The sequence below is a fragment of the Campylobacter avium LMG 24591 genome, assembly GCF_002238335.1.
In the GTDB taxonomy this organism is placed as follows: domain Bacteria; phylum Campylobacterota; class Campylobacteria; order Campylobacterales; family Campylobacteraceae; genus Campylobacter_D; species Campylobacter_D avium.
The window spans coordinates 1216753-1230640 of record NZ_CP022347.1 but is presented as its reverse complement, the minus strand read 5'-3'; the positions used below and the strand labels follow the sequence as shown (position 1 = coordinate 1230640).

11 protein-coding genes are annotated in these 13888 nt (G+C 32.3%); 1 reads left to right on the top strand and 10 read right to left on the bottom strand.

The features are described 5' to 3' along the window. Window positions 1-40 precede the first annotated feature (40 nt). The 9 genes from CAV_RS06245 to CAV_RS06205 are packed head-to-tail and all read right to left on the bottom strand — an operon-like array spanning window position 41 to window position 9828. Window positions 41-1186: an N-acetyl sugar amidotransferase gene (locus tag CAV_RS06245; RefSeq protein ID WP_094325664.1), complete on the bottom strand. Its 1146-nt coding sequence runs from the start codon at window positions 1184-1186 to the stop codon at window positions 41-43. Further along, window positions 1183-1674, bottom strand: a complete 492-nt coding sequence (locus tag CAV_RS06240) for an HIT family protein (protein WP_094325663.1) — start codon at window positions 1672-1674, stop codon at window positions 1183-1185. The genes CAV_RS06245 and CAV_RS06240 overlap by 4 nt, the downstream gene beginning before the upstream one ends. After that, window positions 1675-2451: an indole-3-glycerol phosphate synthase TrpC gene (gene trpC / locus CAV_RS06235; RefSeq protein WP_094325662.1), complete on the bottom strand. Its 777-nt coding sequence runs from the start codon at window positions 2449-2451 to the stop codon at window positions 1675-1677. Then, window positions 2448-3770 carry a tetratricopeptide repeat protein gene (locus tag CAV_RS06230; protein WP_148131228.1) on the bottom strand — a complete coding sequence of 441 codons (1323 nt, stop codon included), beginning with the start codon at window positions 3768-3770 and terminating at the stop codon, window positions 2448-2450. Before CAV_RS06230 ends, trpC begins: the two co-directional genes overlap by 4 nt. Next, window positions 3749-4117 carry a YkgJ family cysteine cluster protein gene (locus CAV_RS06225; protein WP_094325660.1) on the bottom strand — a complete coding sequence of 123 codons (369 nt, stop codon included), beginning with the start codon at window positions 4115-4117 and terminating at the stop codon, window positions 3749-3751. Before CAV_RS06225 ends, CAV_RS06230 begins: the two co-directional genes overlap by 22 nt. Further along, window positions 4107-4802: a tRNA1(Val) (adenine(37)-N6)-methyltransferase gene (locus tag CAV_RS06220; protein ID WP_094325659.1), complete on the bottom strand. Its 696-nt coding sequence runs from the start codon at window positions 4800-4802 to the stop codon at window positions 4107-4109. The genes CAV_RS06225 and CAV_RS06220 overlap by 11 nt, the downstream gene beginning before the upstream one ends. Continuing rightward, a complete protein-coding gene (locus CAV_RS06215; RefSeq protein ID WP_094325806.1) occupies window positions 4803-7829 on the bottom strand; it encodes an efflux RND transporter permease subunit in 3027 nt (1008 codons plus the stop codon). After that, on the bottom strand, window positions 7829-8560 hold the full coding sequence (locus tag CAV_RS06210) for an efflux RND transporter periplasmic adaptor subunit (RefSeq protein WP_390088921.1): 732 nt from the start codon (window positions 8558-8560) through the stop codon (window positions 7829-7831). Before CAV_RS06210 ends, CAV_RS06215 begins: the two co-directional genes overlap by 1 nt. Next, the gene (locus tag CAV_RS06205) at window positions 8557-9828 is read right to left on the bottom strand and encodes a TolC family protein (RefSeq protein WP_094325657.1); all 1272 of its coding nucleotides are present in this window, start codon (window positions 9826-9828) and stop codon (window positions 8557-8559) included. Before CAV_RS06205 ends, CAV_RS06210 begins: the two co-directional genes overlap by 4 nt. Window positions 9829-9911: 83 nt before the next feature. Between CAV_RS06205 and lepA the strand changes: the two genes are divergently transcribed. Then, the gene (lepA, locus tag CAV_RS06200; protein WP_094325656.1) at window positions 9912-11702 is read left to right on the top strand and encodes a translation elongation factor 4; all 1791 of its coding nucleotides are present in this window, start codon (window positions 9912-9914) and stop codon (window positions 11700-11702) included. On the opposite strand, the gene CAV_RS06195 is transcribed toward lepA, so the two are convergent. Then, a complete protein-coding gene (locus CAV_RS06195; RefSeq protein ID WP_094325655.1) occupies window positions 11699-13783 on the bottom strand; it encodes an RNA degradosome polyphosphate kinase in 2085 nt (694 codons plus the stop codon). The genes lepA and CAV_RS06195 overlap by 4 nt on opposite strands. Window positions 13784-13888 lie beyond the last annotated feature (105 nt).

Genomic DNA, 13888 nt, shown 5'->3' with positions numbered 1-13888 from the left:
TAAAGTCTTAAAAACTGTTTAAGCTATCTTTTTGATAGGCTTACTTATGAAAGTCAATCCCCCCCCCCCTTAGTGGATTTTTTAGCTTGAATTCGCCAAAGTCATTTTTATAAAAAAGTTCTTTGTTGTAGTGTTTTTCAACTATTTGCCAAAATTTAGATTTTGAGATATTTAAAAAGGAGCAAAAATCCTCCACGCACCGCTCATCAAGCTTTGCGTCCCTTTCATTTACTATTTTTACAGCCTCATCTCTGCTTAAAAGTCCGTATCTAATAAAACGCGAGGCATAATCACTAGCCATTGCGTGTCCAAATTTAGGGTATTTCATCCAAGAATGAACTATATAAGCTATGCTATCTATTTGGTCGAAATTTTCAGCACAGTGCCTCCTATCCCATTCAGAGCTTAAATCCGTAAAGCCTCTGCTTTTTGCAAAAACATAGTTTTTATAGGAGTTCCATTCTAAAAAATATGAAAGATAAATAGGCTCTAATTTGTTTAAATCATCTTTTCTTGGATTAAAAAATAATTGCAAATCTTGCTCTTTTACCTCATCGTTTAAAAATGTTTTTATATCCAAATCACTTGCTACGCCGTTTTCAAAGATATTTCTAGCGCTAGGAGTTTCCTTATCATCACTTCCGCCATACTCATAACTTACATTTTCTCCATATACAAGCAAGGGTGTGTTAAATTTCAAAGCCATAGCAAAAGGGTAAGAGTATATAAGTCTATCTATAAACCAAGTAGGCTTTCCAAAAAGCTCAAACGCCTTTAACATCACGGCTTTTTGTGTTTTTATATCGGGTTTTAAGCTTATGATATGGCATTTAAATTCGCTTGAGAGGTTTTGAAGATTTTTTTTACCAGCCTCTGTCATAGTAAAATTGTCCTCAACTGTGAAAAGTATAGGATTCATCTTTAAAACTTCTTTCATAATATAAACTTGATAATGGCTATCTTTACCCCCGCTAACAGCAATGGCACAGTCATAATCAAATTTGCCATTACGAGCCCTGTGTTTATCACAAAGTGACTCAAGCTCCTTAAATCTAGCCTTATAATCAATCTCTTTTTTCTTTTTGTGGTTAATACAAGCAGAGCAGATGTTTTTATTATCCTTTGTTTTTTCAAATTTTATGCCAACCCTAGTATTTGGCATAACGCAAAAATCGCAATATATCATTTACTTTCCTTTATCTTTAAATCAAAGGCTTTCTTTAAAAGCCTATAACTTTCCTCTAAATTTGCGCTGCAAACTCTAGTTTGAGCTATGGTGCTTATAAAATTTGTATCTCCAAAATACCTAGGCAAGACATGATAATGTAAATGAGCGGCCACACCAGCACCAGCAACAGAGCCTAAATTCATCCCCAAATTTATGCCGCCTGCCTTAAAGTCCTTTTTTAAAATTTCAACCCCATACTTTGCGTATAAAGACATTTCAAGCCAAGTTTCATTATCAAGTTCTTCTAAATTTGCTAAGTGTTTGTAAGGGATTATCAAAAAATGCGCGGCCGTGTATGGGTAGAGGTTTAAAATTCCATAGCATTTTTTAGCCCTAAATAAAACCCCTCTTTTTTCATCCTCTTTTTCGTCTATGTTGCAAAAGACACAAGTGTCCTCTTTTTGCTCGAAGTATTTTTGTCTCCAAGGTGCGTATAAGTGCTGCATTTATTTCCTTACAAAGTCTTTTAAAGCTTGTTTTGTATCGCTTTTTCTCATAAAATATTCTCCTATCAAAAAGGCGTCAATGCCAAGTTCATCAAGCTCATATAGTGTTTTTTTGTCATCAAGCCCGCTTTCAGCAACCTTTATGCTATCTTTTGGAAAGTCTTTTATGAGCTCATAACTTAGCCTTGTGTTAATCTTAAAATCGTCTAAATTTCTGTGGTTTATGCCTATGATTTTGGCATTTACATAAATAGCCTTTTCAAGGTCTTTTAAGTCGTGTATTTCAAAAAGCACTTCTAAATTTAGGGATTTTGCGAAAGCAAATAGCCTTTTTAAGTCTTCTTTTTCAAGCATTTTTGCTATGAGTAAGATAAAATCAGCCCCGTAAATGTGAGCCTGTAAAATTTGATACTCATCAAAGATAAAGTCTTTTCTAAGCAAAGGCAGTTTAGACTGTGCTCTAACTTGCTTAAGATAGTCTAAAGAGCCTTGAAAATAATATTTCTCAGTTAAGATAGAAATAGCACTCGCACCGCCTAGCTCGTAAGATGTGGCCAAGCTTTGTATGTCAAAATCCTCTCTTATCACGCCCTTGCTAGGACTTGCCTTTTTGAGCTCGGCTATGATTTTAAATTTCTCATCACTCTTTTTTAAAAAGCTTGCTACATCTTTTATCTTTCTTTCTTTTAATTCTTTTTCTAAGATTTTATAGGGCTTTTGCTCTTTTTGAAATTCTAAATCTTGCTTGTTTTTTAAAAAAATTTCTTGTAGTATCATTGTTCTAAACCTAGACACGAGTTTATAGCTTGCATGTGTTCTTTGTACTCGTTAGAATTTATCATTTCTTGATTTTCATCATAAGTTGTAGCCTTTTTCATGATTTCTAGAGCCTCAGTGCATTTTCCTTGCTTAAAATATCCCCAAGCCAAGGAATCAAGATAATAAACATTCGTCGGTTCGCTTTTTAAGGCCAAATTTACTAAATCAATGCCCTTAGAGATATTTATATCATGGTCAATTAACAAATATCCGTAAAAATTCAGCTCAAAGGCTTCGCTTTGCTCGTTTATGGATTTTTCAAATTTGCTGATTATGTTTTGTAATTTTGTTTCGTTTATGCTACCTTTTTCAAGCGTATCCTCATATTCTATCATAGCTGCTATGCTTAAAAAGGTTCTTTTTTTGGTTTTATCATACATTTTATTTGCGAAAATTTCGGCTGTTTTATTGTCTTTTATGACCTTAGAAATAAAATATATGAGGTTTGTATTATTTTCTAAATACTTAGAAATGGTGTTAAAAAGCTCTTTTTCTTTCTTTGCGTTATAAAAAACATAGATGAGGTTAAACAAAAATTCTTGATTTGATGTAAGCTCGTAAAGATCTGTGGAGATTTTTTTGAATTTATTAAAATTATTTTCTTGCGCATAAAGTGCTAAAAGCCTTGTGCAGACTAAGACCGTGCATTTATTGTCATTTTCTTTAAGGAAGGTTTCAAGCACAGCTTGGGAGGATTTTTTATTTGCATTTAGCACAAAGTCAAGCTCGGATATTTTTATGGCTAAGACCTCGCTTGGTGCTTCATCTTTTGGGTAGTTTTGTTTGGCTAGTTTATAATACCTCAAAGCCTCTTTTAAATTTTTATTATAAATTTGCAAATCCCCGGCTAATTCGTAATTTTTATAATGTTTTTCTTTTTGCATAAGTTTTTCAAGCAGCTCTAAAGCCTCTTTTATATTTGATAGCCTTACATTATACGAAATTTGAAGTCTTAGCAGTACTAAATTTGTGTCGCTGTATTTGGTACTTTCATTATTCATATAGTCTAAATTTTCTTTGTCTGTATCACTTAAAATTCCCAAAGCAAAGGCCTTTTCAAGCATTTTTTCTAAGCGGTACTGTTTATAAAGCTCTAAAAATGCGATACTAGCATTTTTAAAATCCATACCTTGCTCGTAAGCCAAGGCATTAAAAAGCTTTTCATCAAAGCTCATTTCTTGCTTTGTTTCATATCTTACTAGCTCTTGATTTTCCTTTTTGGCGGCACAGGCTAAAAAAAACAAGCTTAAAAAAACTAAAAACAAACGCCAATACATTCTTTTTTTAGCTCCTTTTTATGTGTTTTAAAATAGTTCCAAAATGGAAATGTCTTGCACTGCTCAGGCCTTAGTTCATAAATGCTGCAGTTTTTGTTAAGCTCATCGAAAAATACACAGGCAAAGCCGTCTTGGTATTTGTACTCTTTAAAAGAATACCTGCCATTAACTTTCAGCAAATATTTCTCCTCAAAGTCCTTAAAACTTAGTTTAAATTTAGCCCTTAGTTTTTCTATCTCATCTAAATTTGCATATATATAGCCACTTTCTCCCGTGCAGCACTTCGCGTCGCAGTTTTTGCAAGCATTTTCATCAAAGCTGTAATCAAAATTTTTATCATAAATCATTGCTTTTTATCCTCAAAGTAGCTAAAAGTTCTGTTAAAAGCTTGCTTTGCTTGCCATCCTCATACATTATAAAAGGTGCTTTTACCTCGCACATAGCTTTAGAACCTTTTTTAGCTTCTATTAAAACTAATCTTGCTTTGGAATTTACATCCTTATGAACAAAGCAAATTTTACTAAGTCTAAGTTTATATTGAGTAAGTTTTGTGTTAATATCTTGCAAACAGTCGCTACTGTAGCAAAAATACAAAACGCCTTTTGCCTTTAAAAGCTTGTAAGAATACGCCAAAAAATCATCCAAAGAAAGAGAGCTTTGAAATTTGCTAATTTCTTTGTGTTTATTTTCGCTTTTATACGCTCCTAGTCTGTAAAAAGGAGGATTGCAAACTATAAAATCAAAATGATTTCTAAGCTTAAGATTTCTTAAATCAGCACAAAACACGGCAGCCTTTATATTATTTTGCTTTAAATTTAAGCTTGTTAGCTCGCAGTTTTGCTCTAAAATATCAAGCAAGCTTAAAGTTATATCTATAAATTTATGTTTAAGCAAAATTCCTATAATCCCGCATCCGCAGCCCAAATCAAGCACGCAGCCCTTTATTTTATTTTTAGCTACAAAATCATACAAAAGCAAGGAATCGCTGTTGTATCTGTAAGCATTTTTAAACTGAGAAAAAACTAAATTCAATTATTTCAACTCTTTTCTTTCATAAATTTTCCTAAGTTTTACATCAAGCTTATAAGCAAATTCAAAGATAGTAGGCACAACAAGCAGTGTCAAAATGGTGGAGCTAACAAGCCCAAATATAACAGCTATCGCCATTGGAGAATTTCCCTCATAGCCTGAACCTCTTGAAAGTGCAAGTGGTAACATAGCACAAATCATAGCAAAAGAGGTCATCAAAATAGCTCTAAGTCTTGATTTACCAGCTATTATCAAGGCTTCATCTACATTAAAGCCTTCTTTGCATTTTTTGTTTGCCACATCTACAAGCAAGATAGCATTTTTTCCAACCATACCAAAAAGTAATATTATTGCAACTAGAACAAAAAGAGAAAAATTATTTCCCGTCAAAAATAGACCAAGACAAGTTCCAGCAAATGCTAGAGGCATACTCACCATAATCACAAAAGGTAGTATCAAGCTTTCATAAAGTGCAGCTAATACAAGATATATCAACACAAAAGCTAAAAGTATGGACATCACAAAACCCATAACAGTTTCATCTAAAAGATCTATAAAACCAGCAAAATCATAACTTAAATTTGAATTATCGCCCAAAATATAGTCTATATTATCAAGTATAAGTTTTTTTACTTCACCTAAACTTATATCAGTATTACTAGCATTGATTTTTACGCTTGTGCTTTTATTGTATCTATTTATTGATGCTAAATTTGTTTGATATACCAAGCTTACAACGGATTCTAAATCAAGACTTTGCCCTTTATCATTTTTTATTTGAATCTTTTTTAAGCTTTCTATGTCTTTTTTATAATCTTTGTCAAAACTTAATATAATTTCATCTTTAAAAGCTCCTAAATCCATATTTCCTACGCTAAGTTGAGAAAAAGAATAAGACAAAACTCCAGCTAAATATTCTAAATCAACACCAAGCCTAGTAGCCTTTTGTCTATCTACAAAAACTGCTAATTCTTCCTTTGTGGAATTAGCATCATCGTCTATATTAACGATGTTAGGATTCTTTGCTAAAAGCTCTTTTGCTCTAGAACTTGCTTTTAAAATTTCGTTTAAATCATCTCCAAGAACTAAAAATTGTATAGGAGAATCCACACCAGCACCTTCGAATTTAGGCATATCTAAAACTCTTATTTTAAGATCGCTATAACTTAGTTTTTTTCTATACTCTTCTACTATCTTAGGTTGTCTTTCATCTCTTTTACTAAGTTCTTTTAATTTTACATAAATTTTAGCTTTCTTACTTTCCATAGAATCTGTATATCCAACGAGTAAATAAGCGTATTCAACTCTTTTATCAGCCTTTATTTCCTGCAAAATTTTTAAAGATTTGACTTTCATAGCTTCTAAACTCAAATCTGTTCTATTTTCTATCATAACCTGAAATTCGCTATCATCTTCCATAGGCAAGAAATCAAGACCTAATCTAGTAGCTAAAAAAAAGCAAAGCAAAATGACAACAAAAGATGCTAATAAAAATTTAGCCTTATGTTTTAAAATGCTTCCTAATAACATTTCATATCTATGTTCTAAGCTGTTAAAAAAAGGCTCACTTTTATAGTAAAATTTGCTTTTCTTGCTGGAAAAAAATCTAGCACTTAAGCTAGGTATCAAAAATATAGCTACTAAAAAGCTTACTACAACGCCGCTAGCAACGCTTATGCCAAGAGCATTAAAGAAAAGTCCCGGTATAGAATGCATATAAGCAATAGGCACAAAAACACAAAGCAAAACAACGCTTATACTAAGAACAGAAAAGCCTATTTCGCTTATGCCTTCATAAGCCGCCTGTAAAGGTGGAAGCTTTTCATCTATTTTTTTTGCTATATGCTCTATAACAACTATCGCATCATCAACAAATATACCTATACTAAGAGTAAGTGCTATAAGTGTTAAACGATTTAAATCATATCCCATCAAATCTATCAAAAAAAATGTAGATATTATAGAGGTTGGTATAGCAACACAAGCTATTAAGGTAGCACTTATACTCCTTAAAAAAAGATACACTATAAGCACAGTTAAAATAATACCAAGAAACATATCAAAAATTACTTGATAAAGATGTTTGCTTATGTTTTCACTTTTATTATAAACAGCTTCTATGCCAATATCTTTACCAGCTATTTTTTCAAGATTTGAAAGCTCGTTTTTTACATTACTTATAGTTTCAAGAGCGTTGTATCTACTGACTTTATTTATTTCAAGCAAAACCCCTTCTTGCAAATCTTTGATAGCGATTTGTTTTTTATCTTCTAAATCCTGCTCTATCTTTGCTATATCTTTTAGAAAAAGTCCCGGTAATACTATGATATCTTCTAGCTCTTTTAAAGACGTGGCTTCAAAATAACCTTTTATTATATAATTTTTCTTATCATTTTCAAGCTCTCCAAGTGCTTGTTTGAAATTCTGTTTTTTTATCAAATTTGCTATTTCTAAGGCATTAAGATTATATTTTTGTAGCAAAGCTGGTTCAAGTTTTATTCTAATTTGTGGCTCTAGATAAGCTACTGTATCGATTTTTCCTACTCCACTTATCCTTTGTAATTTAGGCTTTATTTTTTCATTTACAGCTCTCATTAATGCTATATTGTCATTATTTTTTGAATAAACAAAAAGAGATATAACAGAACCTGCCTCTGAATTTAGCTTTTCTACTTCTGGTTTTGCTGGTAACGATAAAGAGCCTATCCTATCTCTTACGTCATTTGCCGCCACTTCTAAATCTTTATCAAGCTCAAATTCCATAACGGTTACAGTGAAATTATCAAAAGAACTTGAAGATATAGTCTTTATGCCATCTATATCGCTAAGAGCATTTTCTATCTCTTTAGTAACTTTTGATTCTATGTATTTTAAATCCCCGCTTAGTTTTGTGCTTACTTTAATTATCGGCACATTGACGCTAGGAAACAAATTCACACTCATACTAAAGGCTGAAATCAAGCCAAATATTATCAAAGCCACAAAAAACATTAAAACCGTTATAGGTCTATTTATAGCTATTTTATACATCATTTTATAATTATACTCCCTTCTCCAAAAAGTCCAACTGTAAGCCCTGTGGTATAGGCTTCTGCGTAAATTTTTCTATTTTTGACATCTATGCTAGGATAAATAAGATCTATTTTTGCTTCTTTTTCTTCGTTTGCAACCTTATATCTATATGTTTGACCTATTTTTACTTTATCTTTGTATTTTTCATCAAAGCTTAGTAAAAGTTTTACTTGCGGATATGAAAAAATTTCAAAAAGTTTTTGAGAAGTCGGAGAAACGCCTTCACCTACATTTATAAATTTATTTGCCACTATAGCATCATAAGGTGCTTTTAAGGTCTTTTTTTCTAAAGCATCTTCATATCGTTTTATGTTTAATTCAGCCTTTTTTGCTTTTAATCTAGCTTCTTCAAAGGCACCTTGCATATCTTCAAAACTTTGACTGTCTAAGACATCTTTTACCTTGCTAAATTTAGAAAGTTTGCTTTTGCTATTGTTAAGCTCTGTTAAAGCTAGTTCGTAGTCATTTTTAGCCAATTGCAAAGCTATTTTTTCGGAACTGTTTTCAAGCTCTAAAAGAACATCGCCCTTTTTTACAAGTTGAGAAGGCTTGACAAAAATCTGCTTTACCACTCCAGCTGTTTCCATAGCAAGAAAGCTTTGATTCATAGCATAAACATCAAAATAAGCATAAACCTCTTCCGCTTTTAAACAAGAAATAAACATGAATGTAAATATAAAAAATCTCACCTTTGTATCCTTTCTCTTATGTCAAGTCCGGCTAAGAAATAATATCTAGCTTTAGCTATTTCGTATTCATTTTTTGCCAATTCAAGCCTACTTATAGAATTAAACTTATCATCAAGTGCTTTTAAATAGTCATTTAAAGATTTTAATCCACTTTTATATTTCTTATCTATACTTTCAAAGCTTAAATTTGAAGCATCTAAATTTAGCTCTAAAGCACTTATTTGCTCCTTTAAAACCTGTAATTCCTTTAAGCTATATTCAAGTTCAGCCTTATTTTTTCTTTCATTTAATCTTGTTTGTAGTTTTTTCGAGTAAAAGTCAAGTCTGCTATTTTCAAGCTCCGAACTTCTTAACTTAAAATCAAAAATTTTCCACTGCATAGCTATTATGAATTGATTATTTTGTGAATGCCTTTTAAAATACCTATCCACGAAATTTATGGCAAAAGGCGGCAAGGTGTTTGGGATACTAAAATCAAAATTATTTTGATAAAAACCGTAATTGTTTTGTATGTAAAAAGTTGGATAAAATTTAGAACGTGCTATATCTAAATTTAATTTTGCTAAATTTTCTTCTTCTCTTGCTATTTTTACTTCTATGCTATCTGTGCTATGGTATTTTGGTTCTTGCAAAGAGCTTATTTTGCTTGGGACAAGCCTTTCTTTGCTAAGTATAAAAATCTCCTTTTCAATCTCATTTAATTTAAGCTCATTTTTCATACGCTCTATCTTGCTTTGATGATATACAGCCTTTATGCTTTCAAATTCTTCTTTGCTTTTTAAACCTGCTAAAAACATCTTTTGAGCGTTATTAAGACTGTTTTGCAAAAAATTTTCTTTAGCCTTGCTTGCTGATATTATTTTTTCTAAACTTAGATAATTAAAATAAAGAACACAAGCTTTATACACTGTATTTTGCTTTGTAAATTGTGAATTTAAAAGAGCTAAATTTTGCATACTTTTTGCACCTTTAAACTGTGCCTCTCTTTTACCTCCATCATATATTATATAAGATAAAGAAAAAACCGCATATAAACTCTCTTTAGCCCTATCTATAAAAACATCTCCATTATTTGCGTTATAAGCACTTTCTAAACTTATACTTGGAAAATAAGCACTTAAAGCTTTGTCTTTTTCATTATTTGCTTTTAAAATTTCGTTTTCTTTTATCAAATTTGTTTCATTTCTTAGACTAAGCTCTATAAAATCCTCTAAATTTACAGCATATAACGACAATGACAAAAAAACAAATATAGCGATTCTAATCATAAAAATAATCCTAAACTTTGTTTAATTATATTAAATTTTTCTTTAAAGCAAGTTTTGCTAGAATGTGCGATTTAGGAAGTAAAATGAGTAATATTAGAAATTTTTCAATCATAGCACACATAGACCACGGCAAAAGCACCCTAGCAGATAGGATAATAACAGAGTGCAATGCCATAAATGAAAGACAAATGAGCTCTCAAGTGCTTGATACTATGGATATAGAAAAAGAAAGAGGCATAACCATAAAGGCACAATCAGTAAGGCTTGAGTATGAATTTGAGGAGCAAAAATATATACTAAATTTGATAGATACTCCCGGACATGTTGATTTTTCTTATGAGGTTAGCAAAAGCTTAGCAAGCTGTGAGGGTGCTTTACTTGTAGTTGATGCCTCGCAAGGAGTTGAGGCTCAAACCATAGCTAATGTTTATGTAGCCTTAGAAAATAATCTTGAAATAATACCGGTTATAAACAAAATAGATCTTCCTTCAGCCGATATAAACAAAGTAAAACACGAAATAGAGCACATCATAGGCATAGATTGCTCAAATGCAATCTGCGTAAGTGCAAAAACTGGCGAAGGTATAAAAGAACTCTTAGAAAATATAATAAAAAAAATTCCAGCTCCAAAAATAGATGAGAATTCCCCTACTAAAGCTTTGATTTATGATTCTTGGTTTGATAATTACCTTGGAGCCTTGGCTTTGATTAGAATTTATGATGGTAGCATTAAAAAAAATGAGGAAGTTTTAATAATGTCTTCTGGAAAAAAGCACAATGTTTTGGAGCTTTTATACCCTCACCCAATAAGTCAAAAAAAGACAAATATTTTAAAATCAGGGGAAGTAGGCATTGTAGTTTTGGGGCTTAAAAATGTTTCTGATTTACAAGTAGGCGATACTATAACTTGCACAAAAAATGAAGCAAAAGAAGCTATAGCTGGTTTTGAAAAGGCAAAAGCCTTTGTTTTTGCAGGAATTTACCCTATAGATACTGATAAATTTGAAGATTTAAGAGATGCACTTGATAAGCTTAAGCTAAATGACAGCTCCATAACATACGAACCAGAGACATCTTTAGCACTTGGCTTTGGCTTTAGAGTGGGCTTTTTAGGACTTTTACATATGGAAGTGATAAAAGAAAGGCTAGAAAGAGAATTTAAGCTTGATTTAATAGCATCAGCACCAACAGTTACTTACGAAGTGCATTTAAACGATGGCACGGTAATAAACATACAAAATCCTAGCGAACTTCCACCTGTAAATAAAATAAATTTTATAAAAGAACCATTTGTAAAGGCTACAATAATCACTCCGAGTGAATTTGTAGGAAATTTAATAACACTTTTAAATAGAAAAAGAGCTATACAAACAAAGATGGATTATATAAATCCCACTAGGGTTTTGCTTGAATACGATATACCTTTAAATGAAATAATAATGGATTTTTATGACAAGCTAAAATCTCTAAGCAAGGGCTATGCTAGTTTTGATTATGAGCCTATAGAGTATAGAGAGGCTGATCTTGTAAAGCTTGATATAAAGGTAGCTGGAGAAAATGTAGATGCTTTAAGCGTAATAGTGCCAAAAAGCGAGGCACAAAGCAAGGGTAGAGAGCTTGTAAAAGCTATGAAAGAAATAGTGCCTAGACAGCTCTTTGAAGTAGCTATTCAAGCAAGCATAGGCTCAAAAATAATAGCTAGAGAAACCGTAAAATCAATGGGAAAAAATGTAACAGCAAAGTGCTATGGAGGAGATATAACCAGAAAAAGAAAGCTCTTAGAAAAACAAAAAGAAGGTAAAAAGCGTATGAAAGCTATAGGCAAAGTGCATTTGCCGCAAGAAGCTTTTTTATCAGTGCTTAAGATAGACTAGCTTTCTTTAAATAGCTTTGAGGCAAGGTATTCAGCACGGTTTTGCCCTGTGTCTTTTTTAAGAATTTTATATATTTTATTCATATAATCTTCTAATTTTTGCTGAGAATTTAAAGGCTTGTCGTTTTCTTTTAGTTTGTGATAATCCCCATTGCTATCAAGTTCGTATGATAGTTCGCTATCTTCAAGTTGCAGCCTTAAAATTTGCGCTAGCTTAGCCTTTGACTTTTTATCAAAAATAGGGGTCATAAGCTCAAGCCTTCTATCTAAATTCCTAGGCATCCAATCAGCACTTGAGATAAAATAATTTGGCTCGCTGTGCTTAAAATAAAAAATTCTAGCATGCTCTAAATACTTACCTATGATACTTCTTACCTTTATATTTTTGCTAAATGACAAATTCGGCCTTAAGCAGCAAATTCCCCTTATGATGAGCTCTATCTTAACTCCGGCCTTTGAAGCCTCATACAAAGCCTTTATCACATCACTATCTACTAAGGAATTCATCTTGGCTATTATGTGTCCCTCGCTTGCTTTGCTTGTTTCAAGCCTTATCATTTTTATAACATTTTCTTTGATTTGCCCCGGGCTCATAGACAGCGTTTCAAGCCTTTTTGTCTTGCTAAAGCCAGATAGTATGTGAAAGAAATTCGTGCTATCTCTTGCAAATTCAATCTTGCTTGTAAAATAACTCACATCCGTGTAAATTCTAGCCGTGCTAGCGTTGTAATTACCTGTGCTAAGGTGCATGTAAAATTTCAGCTTATCATTTTCTCTTTTAATTATCTGGCATATTTTTGCATGAACCTTAAAGCCAGCTATGCCGTATATCACATGTGCTCCAGCGTCCTCCAAAGCCTTTGCCCAATGTAAATTATTCTCCTCATCAAATCTAGCCTTAAGCTCCACCATAACAGTAACTTGCTTGCCGTCATTTGCCGCATCTATCAAGGCACCAACTATCTTTGAATTTTTTTCAACTCTATACAGGGTCATTCTTATGGAGATTACATCATTATCCTTGCTAGCCTCTTTAATCAGCCTATAAACAGGGTCGAAGCTTTCATAAGGTTGAAAAATCAGCACATCTTCCTTGTCTATCGTCTCAAAAACAGATGAATTTTCGTTAAAGGGTTGCAGTGTTTTTGGCGTGTAGTGAGGCAGTAAAAGATGAGCAAAGTCTTTATTTGAAACGATTTGCCACAGTGTTGATAAATTTAGCAAGATAGAATACTCGTAAATATCTTTTGGAAAAATTTGCATATGATTTACCAAAAAGTCCATTATCTGTTTATCTGCATTTTTTTGAATTTGTAATCTTACAAAAGCTCCCTTTCGCCTTAATTTTAGGCCTTGCTCTAAGAGCATCATAAAATCATCGGCTTCTTCTTCCTCTATGTCTATGTCTGCATTTCTAGTAACCCTAAAAGGTGCTGAGGCGATTAGCTTGTATCCTGGGAAAATGCTTTCAGTGTGATTTTTTACTATGCTTTCTATGGGAACATAGACATTTGAGCTAGCTGCGTAAAATCTTGGCAACAACCTTGGAATTCGTATCATTCCAAATTTAACTATGTCAGGATTTGCATTATCACTTAGTTTGACGGCCAAGGCGAAGCTAAGATTGTTTAGATGAGGAAAAGGGTGAGTTGCATCCACTGCGATTGGAACGATGAGGGGCAAGATATTTGAAAAGAAAAACTCATCGCATTTTTGTTTCAAGGCCTCATCCACCTCATCATAAGAGCTTATGTGCAAATTTTCTTTTTTGAGATTTGCTAAAATTTCATTAAAGTATTTTTCTAGCAAAGGCTTTTCTTTTCTTATGTAAGAGCGAATTTCTTTAAGCTGGTTTAAAGGAGTCATCTCATCATCGCCGCTTGCGTTTATGCCTGCGCTAAATAACTTCTTAAGTCCGGCTACTCTTATCATATAAAACTCATCTAAATTTGTGCAATAAATGGCTATAAATTTAAGTTTTTCAAGTAAAGGTATGTCTTTTGAGCATTGATCTAGCACTCTTGTGTTAAACTTAAGCCAAGAAAGTTCTCTGTTGAAAAATAATTTAGCTGAGTTTTGCATAATTAAGCCTTTATTTAAATGCATTATTTTAGCATTTTAAGATTTAAAAAAATATTACAAATTGCTTTTAAATATAGTTTTTTTGTGTATTTACGAAACAATTAA